The 18508-nt window shown below is 39.7% G+C and carries 16 protein-coding genes; 14 read left to right on the top strand and 2 right to left on the bottom strand.

What is annotated here, in order from left to right:
* The first annotated feature begins 11 nt into the window (after positions 1-11).
* From PL9631_RS11965 to PL9631_RS12005, 10 genes are all read left to right on the top strand, one after another.
* Positions 12-584 carry a mechanosensitive ion channel family protein gene (locus PL9631_RS11965; RefSeq protein WP_269321698.1) on the top strand — a complete coding sequence of 191 codons (573 nt, stop codon included), beginning with the start codon at positions 12-14 and terminating at the stop codon, positions 582-584.
* A 78-nt stretch (positions 585-662) separates the two neighbouring features.
* The gene (locus PL9631_RS26130; protein WP_197046349.1) at positions 663-806 is read left to right on the top strand and encodes a hypothetical protein; all 144 of its coding nucleotides are present in this window, start codon (positions 663-665) and stop codon (positions 804-806) included.
* A gap of 177 nt (positions 807-983) precedes the next feature.
* A complete protein-coding gene (locus PL9631_RS11970) occupies positions 984-1892 on the top strand; it encodes a J domain-containing protein (RefSeq protein ID WP_083620606.1) in 909 nt (302 codons plus the stop codon).
* A 57-nt stretch (positions 1893-1949) separates the two neighbouring features.
* Positions 1950-2672, top strand: a complete 723-nt coding sequence (locus PL9631_RS11975) for a M50 family metallopeptidase (RefSeq protein WP_083620607.1) — start codon at positions 1950-1952, stop codon at positions 2670-2672.
* Between the two features lie 109 nt (positions 2673-2781).
* Positions 2782-4014: an ATP phosphoribosyltransferase regulatory subunit gene (locus PL9631_RS11980; protein ID WP_083620609.1), complete on the top strand. Its 1233-nt coding sequence runs from the start codon at positions 2782-2784 to the stop codon at positions 4012-4014.
* A gap of 108 nt (positions 4015-4122) precedes the next feature.
* Positions 4123-4350 (top strand): indolepyruvate ferredoxin oxidoreductase subunit alpha, encoded by a 228-nt coding sequence (locus PL9631_RS11985; protein WP_083620611.1) that lies wholly within the window; start codon positions 4123-4125, stop codon positions 4348-4350.
* 241 nt (positions 4351-4591) lie between these two features.
* Entirely contained in the window at positions 4592-5536 is a 945-nt protein-coding gene (locus PL9631_RS11990) for an AAA family ATPase (protein WP_083620612.1), read from the top strand.
* A gap of 236 nt (positions 5537-5772) precedes the next feature.
* Positions 5773-6420, top strand: a complete 648-nt coding sequence (locus tag PL9631_RS11995) for a PAP/fibrillin family protein (protein WP_197046351.1) — start codon at positions 5773-5775, stop codon at positions 6418-6420.
* 61 nt (positions 6421-6481) lie between these two features.
* A complete protein-coding gene (locus tag PL9631_RS12000) occupies positions 6482-7834 on the top strand; it encodes a DUF58 domain-containing protein (protein ID WP_083620614.1) in 1353 nt (450 codons plus the stop codon).
* On the top strand, positions 7831-9822 hold the full coding sequence (locus PL9631_RS12005) for a transglutaminase-like domain-containing protein (protein ID WP_083620615.1): 1992 nt from the start codon (positions 7831-7833) through the stop codon (positions 9820-9822). The genes PL9631_RS12000 and PL9631_RS12005 overlap by 4 nt, the downstream gene beginning before the upstream one ends.
* Before the next feature lie 180 nt (positions 9823-10002).
* On the opposite strand, the gene PL9631_RS12010 is transcribed toward PL9631_RS12005, so the two are convergent.
* Together PL9631_RS12010 and PL9631_RS12015 are read right to left on the bottom strand one after the other, a co-directional pair.
* Positions 10003-10395 (bottom strand): transposase family protein, encoded by a 393-nt coding sequence (locus PL9631_RS12010; protein ID WP_083620617.1) that lies wholly within the window; start codon positions 10393-10395, stop codon positions 10003-10005.
* 29 nt (positions 10396-10424) lie between these two features.
* A complete protein-coding gene (locus tag PL9631_RS12015) occupies positions 10425-11507 on the bottom strand; it encodes an IS630 family transposase (RefSeq protein WP_083616166.1) in 1083 nt (360 codons plus the stop codon).
* Positions 11508-11664: 157 nt separating this feature from the next.
* On the opposite strand from PL9631_RS12015, the gene ribBA reads away from it, so the two are divergent.
* From ribBA to PL9631_RS12035, 4 genes are all read left to right on the top strand, one after another.
* Complete coding sequence (gene ribBA / locus PL9631_RS12020) at positions 11665-13380, top strand: bifunctional 3,4-dihydroxy-2-butanone-4-phosphate synthase/GTP cyclohydrolase II (RefSeq protein WP_231516713.1); 1716 nt, start codon at positions 11665-11667, stop codon at positions 13378-13380.
* Positions 13381-13618: 238 nt separating this feature from the next.
* Positions 13619-15367, top strand: a complete 1749-nt coding sequence (locus tag PL9631_RS12025; RefSeq protein WP_083620620.1) for a helicase HerA domain-containing protein — start codon at positions 13619-13621, stop codon at positions 15365-15367.
* A gap of 126 nt (positions 15368-15493) precedes the next feature.
* Positions 15494-16945, top strand: a complete 1452-nt coding sequence (locus PL9631_RS12030) for a Vgb family protein (RefSeq protein WP_083620621.1) — start codon at positions 15494-15496, stop codon at positions 16943-16945.
* 442 nt (positions 16946-17387) lie between these two features.
* Positions 17388-18386 carry an RNA polymerase sigma factor, RpoD/SigA family gene (locus PL9631_RS12035; RefSeq protein WP_083620623.1) on the top strand — a complete coding sequence of 333 codons (999 nt, stop codon included), beginning with the start codon at positions 17388-17390 and terminating at the stop codon, positions 18384-18386.
* Positions 18387-18508: the final 122 nt, after the last annotated feature.

Below are 18508 nucleotides of genomic sequence, written 5' to 3' on the forward strand. Positions count from 1 at the left end.
CTTCATTTCTTATTTTAACTCTATTTATGACCACCTACTTAGGACTTAAAACCACCTCATTTGTGGCAATTCTAGGGGCTGCTGGGTTAGCTATTGGTTTAGCGTTGCAGGGATCTTTATCTAATTTTGCTTCGGGTGTATTTATGATTTTTTTTCGCCCGTTTAAAGTCTATGATTATATTGAAGGGGGAGGAGTGGAAGGAATGGTTGAAGAAATCCAAATTTTTACTACTCTCTTAAAAACACCTGACAATAAAACCATTATTATTCCTAATAGTAAGCTATACGGAGATAAGATAGTAAATCACTCGATTCAACCGATTCGCCGAGTTGATATTAAATTGAATTTCAGTTACAATACTGATCTGGATCAACTTAGGGAAGTTTTTAATACTTTGGTTCAAGCTGAACCCCGGATTTTATTAGAACCGATACCCGATATGGAAATTCAAGAAATAGCCGCGGGGGGGATTAAAACTTTATTAACGGTTTGGGTGGTTAATTCTGACTATTTGCGGGTACGTTCTGATCTGAATCAAAGGCTTAAACAGAGCTTAGATGGGGCGGAAATTCAATTGGTTTGATCCCTTAGTTGTTAAGGTGCGATCGCCAAAATTAGAATTATTTGTGTTATAACTACTCATAAGAGTTAGGCATAAAATATGGCATCCGATTTAGATCGTGGAATCATGAAATTTAAAGGGGCGGACAGCCCCACGGCAATTATTATTTCTTCTGTGCTGGTTTTGGGAGGTATCGGCGTTCTGGTTTGGTGGGCACTGCAAACGGCCTATTCTCTATCTTGATCAGGAACTATAACGGATATTGATATTAATAAGTCAATCTCCATTACTATTTTAGCAACTGGGTTTCTTGCAGAAATCCGGTTTTTTTTTACTTATAACTGTGGGAAACGGGTTATATTAAGATCAATAGGTGCGATTAATCTCCGTCGCAAGTCTAGCCAAGGAAAGCAAAACAGTATGTTTGAAATTAAACAAGGGTTATTTCAGTTTGAATTTATGGATAATCACGGGATTTTAGGGGTTTCCCTAGAAGCCGAATTTGACGATATCCGCAAACGCTATATGCAGATCGCCCGTCGTTTGCATCCTGATACCTGTCCCTTTGAAAACCCCCAAGATCGGGAGTTAGCCAAGCAATTATTAGCTAAATTAGTCAGTCCGGCCTATAATCAGTTTTCTAAGGAAGCAGAACGTAAAGAATATACACTGCTATTAAAAACCATTGGCGATCGCATTGTTAAAGAACAACATAACCTAAAACCCCAAACCGAATCCGCTCAAAAACTTCTGCAAGCCTCCGATTATCAAAATGCCTATGAAAGTGCGATTAAAGCGTTAGCAAAACATCAATATGAATCCCCGGAAAAGGTCTTAGAAATTACCGGGCAAATCAGTGAGTTAAACCTGGTTTATTTACTTCGTAAAAATCAAAAAGGTGCCGCCCCCCCATCTGTCAATGTTCCCGAAATTACTCCCACCCCCCATTCAGCCATACCTAAAAAAGATTCCTTTGTCGAACAAGCCTGTCACCGTGCCGAACAGTTGATTGCGAGTCAAAACTATGCCCAAGCCGCTTCAGAATTAAAAGATGCTATTAAACGGCAACCTGATAATAGTCATTGTCATGGTTTATTAGGGTTAGTTTATGTCAAACAAAATCAACCTAAACTAGCTACTCCCCATATTAATCGGGCCTTACAAATTGATCCCAAACAACCCCAAGCCCTGGAAGCGAAAAAAGAACTGGAAAAACCTCCAGCCTCCGCCGGGACAAAATCTAAAACCGGTCAACAAACTGCTAAAAAATCCGATAAATCCTCCGGTGGGGGGTTATTTGGTGGGCTATTTGGCGGCAAGAAAAAATAGAAATTATCGCCAGCAGGGGCATCAAATCAAAAGGTATTAAAGCTGTTTAATGAAATCATGTCTAAACTCACGGGTTTATCATCTTCTAAAATAGGATTAACTTGGTTAATTGTGGCAGCTATTGTCACCATTATTTTATGGCAATTTCCTTGGGGAAGTTATATTTTATATCCCTTCTCTATTTTAGCAACTTGGTTCCATGAAATGGGACATGGATTAACCGCAATTCTGTTAGGGGGCAATTTTTATAAACTATTAATGTTTCCCGATGGTTCAGGAATAGCCTACAATTCCGTGTCTTTTGGAGGTCGAATTGGAAAGGCATTAGTGGCCATGGGTGGCCCTATGGGGCCAGCTTTGGCGGGGGGACTGTTAATTTTATCCAGTCGTCGCTATAAAACCGCCCGTTGGTGTTTAATCGGTTTGGGTTCGTTGATGTTACTTTCGGTATTATTGTGGATACGGACTTGGTTTGGGGCGGTGGCGATGGCTCTGTGGGGACTATTTGTTTTATTAATCGCTTTTCAAACTCCCCAAGGAATTCAGGCTTGGATGGTACAATTTTTAGGTGTACAAGCGATTGTGAGTACCTATCATCAAAAAGAATATTTATTTGGGCAAAGTTCAGTCAATATTAATGGTCAACAGTTAGTTTCCGATACCGGAAAAATAGCCGAATATTTATTTCTTCCCTACTGGTTTTGGGCAACATTGATTATTATTATTTCTACTTTAATTTTTTGGGTGAGTTTGAATATCGCCTATGGCTCCAATGATTAAAAATACAGTTTTAACTCATTCTTAGTCCGTGGGTAACAGAATACGGTATGGTAAGGAAAGTTACAAATTGATTGGTTTGTAACTCTATGTTAATTCTTAATTCTCCAGTATGGTTTATCAACCCCCATCGGGTGCGCGGGATTTACTGCCCCTTGATGTTGCTCAAAAAATTTGGATTGAACGGCGCTTACAACAGGTGTTTCACCGTTGGGGCTATCATCGAATTATCACCTCCACCCTAGAACGGTTGGACACCCTCATGGCGGGAGGGGCGGTACAACCCTCAACCGTGATTCAATTGCAAGATGCTGAAAATCAGGGTCTAGGACTGCGCCCCGAATTAACCGCATCCATTGCCAGAGCCATTGTCACCCGGATGGGAAAACTACCATCATGGCCCCAACGCCTCTATTACAACGCCAATGTTTTTCGCAAAGGCAAAGCCCTGGATCACGGACAACAGTTAGAATTTTATCAAGCCGGGGTAGAACTCCTGGGTGCGGGGGGGTTACGGGCTGATTCGGAAATTCTGTTATTGTTGCGGGACTGTCTGCAAAATTTGGGCTTGGGTAATGCCGATTTAATAATAGGAGAAGCGGGTTTAACTCAATCGTTATTATCACCTTTTCCAACTAAAGAACGGGAAAAAGTCAGAACCGCGATCGCTAATTTAGATAGAATTGGTTTAGAATCCCTATCCCTTTCCTCCGAACTGCGAGAGCGAGCCTTATTTTTATTTGATTTACGCGGTCGTCCCGAAACCGTATTATCCCAAGTTTCTCAACTTGATTTAGATCCCTCCCAACGGCAAGCAGTTAATAATCTCAAATCCTTGATGGAATTATTACAAAACTGTTGGGAAAATTCCGAAATCAAACCCTCAATTACCCTGGATTTAAGTTTAGTTCAAACCTTTGATTATTATACCGGAATTGTGTTTATTGCCGTGAGTGATACCGCATCTGGAGCCAGGGTATTAGGACAGGGCGGACGTTATGACCAACTCCTAGGGCTATACCATCCCCAGGGACAAACTGAACCCGGAATAGGATTTTCTTTAAATATTGAAAGCCTGCATCAAGTGTTATTAGGACGGGGTGAACTCCCCCATCAAACCCCTGCCAGTGATTGGTTAGTGGTCGCCCAAACCTCTGAAGCCGATGCAGCCGCCTTTGCCTATGCCAGTCAGTTAAGGTGCTCTAGTGAGTTAGTCCGGGTGGAAGTGGAGTTAGGGCGTCGGGAAACCTCCGAAGATATCCGCGACTATGCCCGCCGTCGAGGCATTGATCAAATTGCTTGGGTTAATATTAACGGCGACCCAACAATTGAAAAAATAATCTAAGTTTAGAGTAGGAAAAGGGGGAAATTTTCTAATTCAGTTTTCTCCCTAGCAAATCCGCCAATTTTTAACCCGAATTACATCTTATTTTCCAGGAGGAGAAAACTAACCATGCCCCATAGTATTGTCACTAATATTTGTGAAGGTGTCGCCGATTGTGTGGTGGCTTGTCCGGTTGCCTGTATTCATGAAGGGCCGGAAAAAAATATCAAAGGAACAGATTGGTATTGGATTGATTTTTCCACCTGTATTGACTGCGGAATTTGTCTACAAGTTTGTCCCGTAGAAGGGGCAATTGTACCAGAAGAACGCCCGGAATTACAGAAAACTCCCCAATAAAAAGGGAATCGGGAATTACGAATTACGAATTACGAATTACGAATGGGTAATACTTCGACTTCGCTCAGTAATGGGTAATGGGTAATAAGCTTCTGTAGCATAGTGTAAACAAAAGATATAAAATCTTTAATACACAAGCTAAAATTGCAATAATAGAAACACAAATTCCTAAAACCCCAAAACCCTGTTACTGAGCGAAGTCGAAGTATTACCCATTCCCTGAAAAACCTGATGATTTAATATGGAACATAATATATCGGGTCAAGAGATTTATCAAAGAATTAATAATAATATTCAGCAGGTAATGAAAGGGCAATCCCTAGGGATTAGAAAGCTATTAGCTGCCTTTTTTAGTGGGGGTCATGTTCTACTTGAGGATTATCCCGGGACAGGAAAAACAACCCTGGCTAAAGCCCTTGCCGCTTCCATAGAGGCTAGTTTTAAACGCATTCAATTCACCCCGGATCTTTTACCTTCAGATATTTTAGGGGTTTCTATTTTTGACCAGCATGAGCGCGGCTTTCATTTCCATGAAGGGCCGATTTTTGCTAATATTGTTTTAGCCGATGAAATTAATCGCGCCTCTCCTCGAACTCAATCCGCTATGTTAGAAGCCATGGCAGAATCTCAAGTTAGTATTGATGGAAATTTGAGAAAACTCAAGGATTTATTTTTCGTAATTGCCACTCAAAATCCCGTGGAATCTCGGGGCACCTATCCCCTTCCTGAAGCCCAAATGGATCGATTTGCCCTACAATTTAGTTTGGGTTATATTCTCCCTGAAGATGAAGTAAATTTACTCTCAGATCAAATTAATCAAAATCCGATTGATACCCTAAAATCCTGTGTTTCCTTGCCAGAAATTTTTGCTTTAAAACAACAGGTAAAACAAATTAGAATTAGTGCGGAAATCAAGCGGTATATTGTAGATTTAATTAATGCCACTCGCACCGCAGCCGATGTACAATTAGGAGCTAGTCCCAGGGCTTCTATTGCCTTAATGAAAATAGCCCAAGCCTTAGCTTTATTTGATGGCTATGAATTTGTTACCCCCGAACATATTCAGGAATTAGCGATTCCAGTTATTGCCCATCGTTTAGTCTTAGAACCCCGTTCAAGATTTACAGGGAGAACCGCCCCAGTTATTGTAGAAGAAATTATTAAATCTGTTCCTGTTCCTGCTTAAATCTATTAGAAACCGGGTTTTTGCATAAATTTTATTTGGGTTGCTCAAATTTTAAGAAAAACTTGGTTTCTGAGATTTTTGAATAATAGTAGGGGTAATTCATGAATTACCCCTACATCTAGGGTTACATCCCCAAATTTGCGTAAGTCCTGTTTTATTTTAGATTGCTCAAATTTAAGGAAAAACTCGGTTTCTGGAAGGGTATAATCAATAATAGTCAAATCAATTAAATCACCATGGAAATGTTATTAACGCAAACCGACTTAAAACAAGAATTAATTACTAAGATTCAGTCGATTCAATCCCAACTGGGCGGAATAGAAGGAACTCCCGTCACTAACGTTAAAATAAAACCCGATCTCGCTCAAGAAATCGAAGCCATGGTGATTCAATTAGAAGCGAAAAACCCCAACTATCGACCCTTACTGTTTAAACCCTTATTATTAGATGGAGCTTGGTTGCTGCTCTATTCTACAGCCCGAGAAATTCGTAATTTAGCCTCACTTCCTTTAGGGTTAAAAGTTGGGAAAATCTATCAAATTATTGATGTTGCTTCCGGCAGTTTTTTGAATCAAGCCTTTGTTAAACATCCATTAGGATTAATTTCTGGGTATGTAAAAGTAACGGCTAATTTTGAAATTGTTCGTGATGATAATAACTTACCCAATAACCGCCTAAATGTTTATTTTCAACAACGTTATTTAGCAATTTCTAATATTGTAGGGGTCAAAACTCCCCAACTAGAACCCGCCCGGGTTGTCCCGGCAAAAAATCCCGTTGGACGTATTCCCAGTTTAGATATTACTTACCTTGATGAAACTTTTCGTATCGGTCGAGGGGGAGATGGGAGTTTATTTGTTTTGATTAAAAGTGAATTACCATAATCGCAGCAGGTAGACGCTCACACTAGCAAACCCAGATGTTAAATAACTCAATTAAGGAGAAATGAAAAGGTTATTTTATCGCCTATTTTATTTCAGTTATGCCGTTAAAGAATCTCGCAGAAAACGATTTACTACCCGTGGGTTAATCGTTCTTTCGGGTGTTGTAGTTACGGCTTTTTTGGGATTAGATACTAACCAAAGTTTGACTTATCAAATATTTACCTTTCTAGTCTCTCTCCTGGTGGTTTCTCGGATTTCGGGTCTAGGGTTTCGGTTCCGTTTTAATGCCACTCGAACTCTACCCCGATTTGCCACGGTAGGTATCCCTTTTAAATCTCGTATTACTATTCATAATAACACCAATAAAACTCAAATAGGATTGCAAATTGTTGAAAATTTTGCCGATCCTCGCCCGACTCTACAAGAGTTTATGGAAACTCCCGAACCCTCAGAAAAACAGCGAAATCCTATTGATCAAATATTAGGTTATTATCGCTGGTTATGGTTAATTAATCAAAAACAATATGCCCTAGAAAAACCCCAGGATTTGCCTTCCCTGCCTCCTCGACGTTCAACGGAAACTGAGATGAATATTATACCCCGTCGTCGAGGGATTTTGCAATTCACCTGTTTGACCGTTTCCTGTGCTGATCCTTTCGGTCTTGTTAACGCCAGAAAGACAATTTCTTTACCCCAATCTTTATTAATTCTTCCTCCATTTTATCATGTTCCGCCGATTAAACTTCCCGGGTCTAAACAATATCAATCCGGTGGTGTTAGTCTGGCTTATTCCGTGGGAGATTCGGAAGAATTTAGGGCTTTACGAGATTACCGTCCGGGGGATTCTTTAAGAAAAATTCATTGGAAAAGTTGGGCAAAATTAGGGAAACCCGTTGTGAAGGAGGAACAGGATGAATTTTTTGTCCGCCATGCTTTAATTTTAGATACTTTTCACCCTTTAAAGTATAGTGAATGTTTGGAAGAAGCGATCGCCATTGCTGCTTCAGTTGCCTATGAAATTCAAACTCAAGAATCTCTTTTAGATTTAATGTTTGTCGGTCATGAAGCCTATTGTTTTACCTTTGGTCGAGGGTTAAGTCATACGGACAAAATGTTAGAAATTTTAGCCTCGGTTGTCTGTTGTCAGGATAAAACCTTTGATTCTATTATTCCGATTATCATAGATAGGGTTTCTCTCATTAGTGGGTGTATCTGTATTTTTATTGATTGGGATGAACACCGCAAAACCCTAATTAATTATCTCAATAGTATGGGGATTCATACTTTAGTTTTAGTGGTGACAGATGAGCAAAATTCTGAACAACCGCTTAATTTAGAATCTCTCAATAATAATTTTACGACTTTTTATCCATTACATTTAGGCAAAATTCAAGAGGAGTTAATGCAATTATGAAAACCCCAGCTTTGCTGTTAGGTGCAACGTTAATTTTTTGGGGATGGCAAACGGGGCTATTAATTTTTGCCTTACCTATGGCTTTAATTCTTGAAGGTTATCGCTGGATTCAGTGGCGATGGGATGTATCTTCAGAGGATATTAAAAATATAGAGATTTTTTGTTTAATTGTGGTGGTTTTAGTTACCATTCTTTTAATTATAAGTAATCGCTCAATTCAATTTATTTATACGCTTTTACAATGGCTTCCCATACTTTTTTTCCCTTTGGTTGTGACTCAAACCTATTCTGTTAGCGATCCCATTAATATTCATAAACTCTCTTTCTTGTTAAATGCTTTCTCCTCATCAAAAAACTCTGAAGGTTTTTATCTGAATTTAACCTATCCCTATTTTATCCTCTGTCTGATCTCCACCAGTGCGGCGAATCTTCAGGATTTATCATTTTATGTAGGGATGTTTATACTGGTAGCAATTCCCCTCTTTTCTGGTCGATCTAAACGATTTTCTCCCCTAATTTGGGCAGGGTTAATGATAGGAGTAGGAACTTTAGGTATGATTGGATTTATCGGACTCCACCGCCTGCATTTAACCTTTGAACAAGCGGTGATCGAACAATTAAGCGGGCTATCCTCCCAAGATGCTGATCCCTTTCAAAGAAGGACAGCCATGGGTGATATCGGAGTTTTAAAACGTTCTAATAATATATTCTTTAGAGTAGCTACTGAGGATAAAAAAAACACACCAATTCTTCTAAGACAATCTACCTATAATAAATATAATCTATCGACTTGGTTAGTAACTAATTCTCAATTTCAGCCTATTCAACCCGCTCAAAATCTAACCACTTGGCTATTAACGAAACCCCATATAAACTATTCTCAAATCACAATTTCTGGACAGCTACAGGATGGAAAAGGATTGTTAAAGCTGCCGAATGGAGCATTTCAAGTTAATCAATTACCTGTTTTAAGTTTAGAAAAAAATCAATATGGGACAGTTAAAATAGAAGGTAAACCCGATTTAATCTCCTATCAGATCCTATTCAATTCTAGTATTAATCTTGATAGTTATCCCACGGAAGCGGACTTACAAATTCCCAATGCAGAAAAATCAGCTATTGCTCAAATTGTCAAGGAATTAGATTTAAAAGGAAAACCTCCTCAAGAGATTTTGAAGCGAGTTAAAGATTTTTTTGATAATAATTTTAATTATTCTTTGCAACTATTAGGAACAGACCTAGAAACCACACCACTTTCTACTTTTTTACTCAAAAATCGGTCGGGACACTGTGAATATTTTGCCACAGCCACAACACTTTTATTGCGGGAAGTTGGAATTCCAGCCCGTTATGCGATCGGGTTTTCCGTGAGTGAATTTAGCCCATTAGAGAATCAATTTATTGTTCGAGGTCGGGATAGTCACGCCTGGACTTTAGTGTATTTAGATGGGGTTTGGCAAAATTTTGATACCACTCCGGCGGGATGGTCAGCTTTTGAAGATGCTGCTGCACCTAAATGGGAATTGATAACTGATATCTGGTCTTTTTTGGGGTTTCAATTGACTCTATTTTTGCAATCTATCCCCAGCAAAAATCTGTTAAAATATGGGGGGTTATTAATGATTCCGGTGTTGTTAATTGTTGGGTTTCAAGCTAAAAAACGAGTGCATCGTTTCAAGTCTAAAAAAATCAGATCACAACCTATTTTACCCAATCCAAAACCGGGTACAGATTCAGAATTTTATAGAATTGAGAAATCCCTGAATGATTTAGGTTTTTTTCGTCATCCCTCCGAGTCTTTAAAATCTTGGATGAAACGATTAAAACGGGAGTCACCTCAAAACCCGTTAATGAATGATTTATCCTCTATGGTTGAACTTCATTATCGTTATCGTTTTGACCCTGAAGGTATTAATCAAGCGGAAAAACAAAAATTAAACAAGATGATCGAATCTTGGTTAAATATTTATCAAAAACTCGATCAATGACGTTCTAAAATAATGGTTTATTTCAATAGACATCTCCGAAAATCCTCAAATGCCCTCTATCGCTACTTTTTGAGCCTCTAGCACTCCTGTGCCGGGTTCTCCTAAAGTAACGGATTCATAGGCTTTTTCAGTTACATTAATAATAATTAATGAATTTTATTTCTGATATTCAATCATTTTTCAAAAGTATTCTGGGCAATTCTTAGATGATAATACAATCGCTCCTATTCGCCATCTTATTAGTCCACATACTGTCAAGATTACTGCTTCATAATTTTGGCTCTTTAACCGAAATCTTTCGGAAGCAACTCGATAAATTTTTATCAGTCTTATTAAATGTTCGACTACAATCCTTTGTTTGGCTTTTAACCGATTTTCTTCTCGATGTTCAAGGGATATTTCTTGATTCCTCGGTTTCTTATGTGGTGTATTAATTGCTGTTTCCCCTACATAAGCTTTATCCCCCCTGTATTTTTGATGATTCCCCAATTCCTCCCTTCTTTCTCTCCACAATTTCAGATCGCTTGTTGCTCCGGTATAACCCACAGCTACATCCACTAAGTAGGTGGTCATAAATAAAGTCAATAATAGAAAAAGATTGTTTAGGATAATTCTTGAGAGTTACTCAGGGAATTAAATCGCAAGCGATCGCAGGTACAATCATTTCTTTCGTTTCTATCTTCAATGGCTTGAATCACAGCTTGGCTCAAATCATATTCATCTTCAAACATTCTTCCCGCCAGTTCATGAGTTTTTAATTGATGCCATTCTGGTTCGATTTCATTCAATTCAGGGCTATAAGCAGACAGGAAGAAAAATTCTAATTTTTTGTCTTGCCACTCCCTTTCTTTTTCTTGTATTTTTTGACTTTTATGGACACTGTAGTTATCTTGAATCAGTACGGTAATTTGTCGAGTATTTTGAAAATGCTTTTCAGCTTTTTCCGCTTGCCAATCTATAAATTTTATGTAATTCTCACTTGTAATTCCTGACAAACTTAAACCGTACTCAAAACTTTTTCCTTTTTCTAATACTCCAATTACATTCAATCTTTTTCCTCGCTTTTTCGTCTGGTTTATTTGTTTCTGCTTCCCCTTTTTTACATAGGTGTAACTCACAGGACTCCATAAACAAAAACCTGCCTCATCTAAATATTTTAATCTGACCAAACCCTCTTCTTCATAACGCTTTAACGTCTCCAAATCTCTTTTCTTGCTCGCTGTTTTTTCGGGATTCTGTTTTTTCTTTAAACTGGCTTTTGTTCTTTTCCAGCGCCAGTCTTTTTTTTTTAAGATTTTTCTAATTCTTTCTGCGCTTAGTGCGATCGCTCTCTCTCGCAGAAGTTTTTCCGACAGTTGACGGCTATTATAAGTTCTTTCATCTGACTCTATACAAGTTTCTAAATATTCTATATCTTCTTCTTTCCACCTCCGTTTTCTTCCCGAACGAGGAGCATCAAATAATCCTTCTTTTTCTTGATTTATCCATCGAGTTATTGTTTTTCTTACCATGGCTTCTGAACACCTTAAAGTCTGGGCTATTTTTGAGACCATCCATCCTCCATCACTAAACATTAATATATCTATTCTCTGCCTTGTTCTTTTCGGAACTTTCTCTTGCTGATACAGAGTTAGTAGCTCTTGTTTTTCTTCTTCTGTTAGTTGAATTCTTAACCTCAGTGGCATGACTATTCCTCTGATATTTCTTCATTTCTTATTTTAACTCTATTTATGACCACCTACTTAATTCGTAATTCGTAATTCGTAATTCGTAATTCATATCGATCAACGGCGTTACAATTAGTTAATAAGCGTTGATGAGAAAACGATTTTGAACGAGTCCGTGCTACTGACAAACCCCTACCCATTCGACACGATAGAAACCGCCTTAGCCGATCTCAAAGCCGGCCGCTGTATTGTGGTCGTGGACGATGAACACCGCGAAAACGAAGGCGACTTGATTTGTGCGGCCCAGTTTGCCACCCCCGATATGATAAACTTCATGGCGGTGTACGCCCGGGGATTAATTTGTTTGGCCCTGACTGGAGAACGTCTCGATCAGTTAGACTTGCCCCTGATGGTCACAAAAAACACCGACGCCAACCAAACCGCCTTCACCGTTAGTATTGATGCGTCCCCTCAAATGGGCGTTTCCACGGGAATTTCCGCCGATGACCGCGCCCGCACGATTCAAATTGCCATTAACCCCGCCAGTCATCCCGAAGATTTACGGCGTCCGGGCCATATTTTCCCCCTGCGGGCTAAGGATGGAGGGGTATTAAAACGGGCGGGACATACGGAGGCGGCCGTTGATTTATCTCGGTTAGCAGGGTTGTATCCCGGGGGGGTGATTTGTGAAATTCAAAATCCCGATGGCTCAATGGCGCGACTTCCCGAACTCATTGAATATGCTAAAGTTCACGATTTAAAATTAATTACGATCGCCGATTTAATTAGTTATCGCCTCAAACATGACCGTTTTGTGTATCGGGAAACCGTGGCTCAATTGCCCACCCAATTCGGGGATTTTAAAATTTATGCCTATCGTAATTCCTTAGATAATACGGAACATATTGCTTTAGTTAAAGGTGATCCCGAACAGTTTAAAGAAATGCCCGTGATGGTGCGGGTTCACTCGGAATGTTTAACCGGAGATTCCTTTGGTTCGATGCGGTGTGACTGTCGAATGCAGTTACAAACCGCGATGAAAATGATTGATTATGTTGGGTCAGGAGTAATTATTTATCTGCGACAGGAAGGGCGCGGAATTGGATTAATTAATAAGATTAAAGCCTATTCTTTGCAGGATATTGGATTCGATACCGTTGAAGCCAATGAAAGATTAGGGTTTGCTCCTGACCTAAGGGATTATGGCATAGGGGCGCAAATGCTGAATGATTTAGGGGTGCGTCAAATCCGTTTAATTACTAATAATCCGCGTAAAATTGCCGGGTTAAAAGGCTATGGAATTGAAATTGTGGATCGGGTTCCGTTAATTATTGAAGCCACGGATCATAATACGGCTTATTTGGCGACAAAAGCCGAAAAATTAGGTCATTTATTATTACAAACCTACTTAATGACGGTCGCTATTAATTGGGATGAATCTCAACCTTTAGTTGAAAATCCAGAAGCAGAATATATGGAGTCAAAACGAAATAAAACTTCAATTCTCAGCAGTTATGAACGGTTAGAAAAGTTGAGATTTTTAGCCAAAACCAATGATTTATTATTACAAGAAGAAGCTCGACCCGTAGCAACGGCTCTATTTGATCAAGCGCCATTAATTGTTAATTTAGGCTTTGATCAAGCCGGAGTCGCCGATCCCCATTGGTATCAACAACTAGATCATCCCTACCTCAAAGCCGTTACCCAAATTTTAGATCAAATTACCCAATGGCCCCATCTCCAAAAACTACAATTTATTGTTTCTTCCGGGGTTGATCCCCTGACCAATTTGCAGGTACAACTCCATCGGGAACAATTTCCCTTAACTCAACTCCCTTCCTCTATTTGTCAACAGTTACAACCCCAAACCATTTATATTTTTTCCTCCTAAATAAACCGTAGTGAGGGCTTTAGCCCTCTCACCCCCATAACTTTGAGAATCAATTTAGCGTTTCTCCCAATCAATAACTTGACGCAAAACAACAAACAGTAGATATTATTGAAAGGGAAATTGTAAGTTGCAATTAATTTTATGGCAAAATGTTGAAGCATGAACAATACAACAACCCGCTATAAACCCCGAATGCGTGGCGATAGTTCCCCATTGCTCACCTCAAAAAAATTCCCCTATGACCATTGAAAAACCCCTGGGTTCTGTCATTCAAGGTTCCTTAACAAAAGGTTTGGAAGTTCGCTTACATCCCGATGTGTCTGTAGAAGAAATGCGGGTGGGAAAATTTTTAGTCGTGCGGGGAAAGCGATCGCATTTTTTCTGTTTATTAACTGATGTCTCTTTAGGAACCTCCAGTCAGCGAATTATTGCTAACCCTCCTCACCCCGATGATGATTTTTTACAAGCAATTCTAGCCGGAAATAGTACCTACGGAACCGTCGAACTGAGTCCGATGTTGATGTTGAGTCGGGAAGTTTCCGAACGAGAAGAAGAAATGATTCGGTCTGTCGCCCAACAGCAGCAAAAAGTGAGTAAAAATAATGGAAAATCTGCGATCGCTTCCTTTCAAACCCAAACTAATAGCCCTGATATTGAACTCTTACCCGTAAAAACTATTCCCGTGCATTTTTCCCAGGTTTATGAAGCCAGTGAACGGGATTTTAGAATTATTTTTGGTTGGGAAGATGACCCCACCCGGCGCAATTTTGCGATCGGCAAACCCCTAGATATGGACGTGCCCATTTGTTTAGATTTAGATCGGTTTGTAGAACGGAGTAACGGAGTTTTCGGGAAATCAGGAACCGGAAAATCCTTTTTAACTCGGTTATTACTATCGGGAATTATTAAGAAAAAAGCCGCCGTTAATTTAATCTTTGATATGCACTCCGAATATGGCTGGGAAGCGGTATCAGAGGGCAAACAATTTAGTACCGTTAAAGGCTTAAGACAACTATTCCCTGGTCAAGTAGAAGTATATACCCTTGATCCTGAATCTAGCCGACGGCGAGGGATTAAAGATGCCCAGGAATTATATCTAAGCTATGCTCAAATTGAAGTAGAAGATATTATGTTAGTGCAACGGGAATTAAATCTTTCCGAAGCAAGTATTGATAATGCTAATATTCTCCGTAGTGAATTTGGCTCCTCTTGGATTTCTCAATTGTTATCTATGACTAATGAAGAAATTCAACTATTTTGCGATGAACGTCGCGGACATAAAGGCTCAATTATGGCGCTCCAACGGAAATTACTACGGATGGATAATTTAAAATATATGCGTCCCAATTGTCCGTTTAATTATGTAGATCGAATATTACAATCTTTGGACGCGGGAAAAAATGTGGTTGTGGAGTTTGGATCGCAGTCGGATATGCTATCCTATATGTTAGTTACTAATATGATCACTCGCCGGATTCACCACGCTTATGTGAAAAAATCCGAGAATTTTTTAGCCTCTAAAAATCCCGTAGACCGTCCGACTCAATTGGTAATTACGATTGAAGAAGCTCACCGTTTTTTAGATCCTGCTATTGTGCGTTCTACTATTTTTGGAACTATTGCCCGGGAGATGCGAAAATATTTTGTCACCCTCTTAATTGTTGATCAACGTCCCTCTGGTATTGATGCAGAAGTCATGTCTCAAGTGGGCACTCGAATTACCGCTTTATTAAATGATGATAAAGATATTGATGCAATTTTTACCGGGGTTTCTGGGGGGCAAAGTTTGCGGTCGGTGTTATCGAAATTAGATTCTAAACAACAAGCATTAGTCTTAGGTCATGCTGTCCCGATGCCCGTTGTAGTTCGCACCCGTCCCTATGATGAAACATTTTATCGGGAAGTTGGGGAAACTGACTGGACACAACAATCCGATGAAAAAGTATTAAAAGCCGCGGCTTTAGCTAAGGATGATTTAGGGTTTTAAAATTTGTCACCCTAAAATTAAGAAATTTTTAATATTTATTATTTGAAAATCAAACCCTATAGTGTTAATATCTAAAAATCTTAATTGATATTTTCTCTGTTGGCAATATTACTACAAAGATTAATCATGGTAGAAACATCCCCGATAACTAATTCGCTTCCCGTAGTTGAACCTAACCTGATAAAATCTGATTTCTTTTTAAAGGATTATTTAATTGATCATCAAGGATTAAATCGGTTAAATATTAATGTTATTTATACTGATCAAAGCAATAATTCTCCTAATCTTTCCCCTGTCCTGATTCAACAAATTGATCAGACTTTAATTCAATATCCGAATGAAAGTGATTCTTGGCGAATTCTAAATCAGAATCTAACTCAACAAATTCTAAAGCAAAATCCTAATTTATCGGAAATTACGATTAATTTAGAAGTATTACCGATTACCAATCCCGGTTATAGCTTTATTAGTAATATAACCCAAAGTCAACCCCAATTTATTCCCGATATTCAAAGTTTTTTAGTCACTAATAGTGATGGCAATAATATTGTGCGTTATGATGGGACAACGGGCAATTATTTAGGGGAATTGATTGCGGCTGGAAGTGGCGGATTATTCAAACCGGATACCGCAATTATTGGGCCCGATGGGAATGGGGATTTTATTAATGATATTTATGTCACCAGTGGAGATAAACCCGCAAGTTCGTCAGAATTAGGGGCATCGGCGGTTTTCAGATATGATGGGATCACCGGAACTTTTATCGATAAATTTATTGGAGATAATCCCAATACAACAATTGATGAAACCGCAGGTTTATTTCGTCCCTATGGGGCTATATTTGGCCCCGATGGCTATTTTTATGTCGCCAGTTTCTTAACAGATCAAATTCTTCGCTATGACGGACAAACCGGGCAGTTTTTAGATGTATTTGCCTTTGGAAATCAACAACCTGGGGGATTAAATGGCCCCAATGGATTATTATTTACACCCGATGGTAATTTATATGTTACGACTCAAGGCAGTGTGGCGGTGAATGGAGAACCGGATTTTAGCCAGGGTTTGCCTAGTCAAATTTTACGTTATAATCCGGCGGGACAGGGAAGTGTTTTTGCTACACCCGAAGCCGCTAGTGATGGGGCGGGTTTTGTGAGTTTATTAGGGTTAGCTTTAAATCCTAATAATGGCAGTTTAGCGGTTAGTGACTTCGCCGGAGGAATCAAAAATTATGATTTATTAACGGGTGAATTATTAAATAGCATTTCCACAAATTATTTAGGGACTTCCCCCAGTAGTAACTTTTTGGGTGGGTTAACATTTGGCAATGATGGTAATGTTTATACCGTCGGTTTTGATACCCGAGAAGGGGCTAATAATATCGGAGCAATTTTAGCTTATAATCCCCTAACTGGTGTTCCTCTTCCTAATCCTAATAACCCCAATTCTAATATCTTTGTCGGCCCAGATTCCCGCTTAAATCAACCCATTGGGATTACTTCTTATACGCCGCCTCTAGTCGGTGATACTCGATTTACCGAAACTTTCTCCGTAATCAGTCCTAATCTGGCTGTAGTCTAACTGATTGACTGTCAAAAGTTCGGTTAAGGGGTGTGGGAAAACCTATACACCCTGTAACCGATACCGGAAAGTTCGGTTATTACTCAATTACTACAGTTGTATTATCAAAGCAATCAGGGCATGATGAAATTATGTTAATAAAAGCGGCTAGGACAGGAGGTTATGCCATGAAGCACTTGACTTTTAACCCTAGTTATATGTCATAATCTTTTAAGGACGTTTATTAGCCCTAGGCCATGGAGAGCAACCCTCTATTTAATCGCAACGAAAAATAAAGATACGACAGAATTCGTCTTTATGGAGATAAACAAAATTAGGAATCCTTCCCAGAACCAAAGTGAGGGGGAGACTTTGTAGTCGATTCCTGTGGAACCTCCTGTAGAGAGATGACAAAAATTTGCTACCCCTGTAAATTCTGTTTTTAGGAGTGTAATTCATAATCATGCCAACTGTCAATACTACAGATAAAGAGCAAGTGGCTTCCAGAAGCACTCGACCGGTAACTACCGACACAGTTCGTACCTATTTGCATGAAATTGGGCGCGTTCCTTTACTTACCCGAGAACAGGAGATTACCTACGGTAAGCAGGTACAGACCATGATGCAACAGTTGGAAGTGAAAAACACTCTCGCAGAACAACTGGGTCGAGAACCGAGTCAGCAAGAGTGGTCTGAGGCGGTGGAAATGAGCCAAGAGGAACTTCAAACCATCTTGAAGCAAGGACGTCGGGCTAAGGGAAAAATGATCGAAGCCAATTTGCGTTTAGTCGTCTCCATTGCTAAGAAATACCAAAAACGCAACATGGAATTTTTGGATTTAATCCAAGAAGGAACCCTAGGTTTAGAACGGGGCGTGGAAAAATTCGACCCCATGCGGGGATATAAATTCTCGACCTATGCTTATTGGTGGATTCGTCAAGCGATTACCCGTGCCATTGCCCAAACTTCTCGCACGATTCGTTTGCCCATCCATATTACCGAAAAACTGAACAAAATTAAAAAAGTTCAACGGGAGTTAGTCCAAAAATTAGGACGCAACGCCACTCCCGGGGAGATTGCCCAAGCGTTAGAGTTAGACCCGGCTCAAATTCGGGATTATCTGTTGGCGTCTCGTCATCCCGTGTCTTTGGATTTGCGGGTGGGGGATAATCAAGATACCGAATTGCAAGATCTCCTTGAGGATCATAATACCTCCGCCGATGCTTTTGTGACTCAAGAGTTATTGCGTCAGGACTTGAAAAATTTACTGGCGGACTTAACCGCCCAACAACGGGAAGTAATTACCCTGCGTTACGGGTTGGAAGATGGTAAGGAGATGTCCCTGTCTAAAGTAGGGGTGCAAATGAGCATCAGTCGTGAACGGGTTCGTCAACTGGAAAACCAAGCCCTAAACCACCTGCGGCGTCGTAAGGCTCAAGTTCGGGAATATTTGGCGAGTTAGTCGCTAGTTGAAAAAATATCTGTAGGGGTTGGGTTTCCCAATCCCTATTTTTTTGAGATAGCAGGGAACAGGGAACAGGGAACAGGGAACAGGGAGCAGGGGAGGCAGGGGGAGCAGGGGGA

This window comes from Planktothrix paucivesiculata PCC 9631 (assembly GCF_900009265.2).
GTDB classification, from domain to species: Bacteria; Cyanobacteriota; Cyanobacteriia; order Cyanobacteriales; family Microcoleaceae; genus Planktothrix; species Planktothrix paucivesiculata.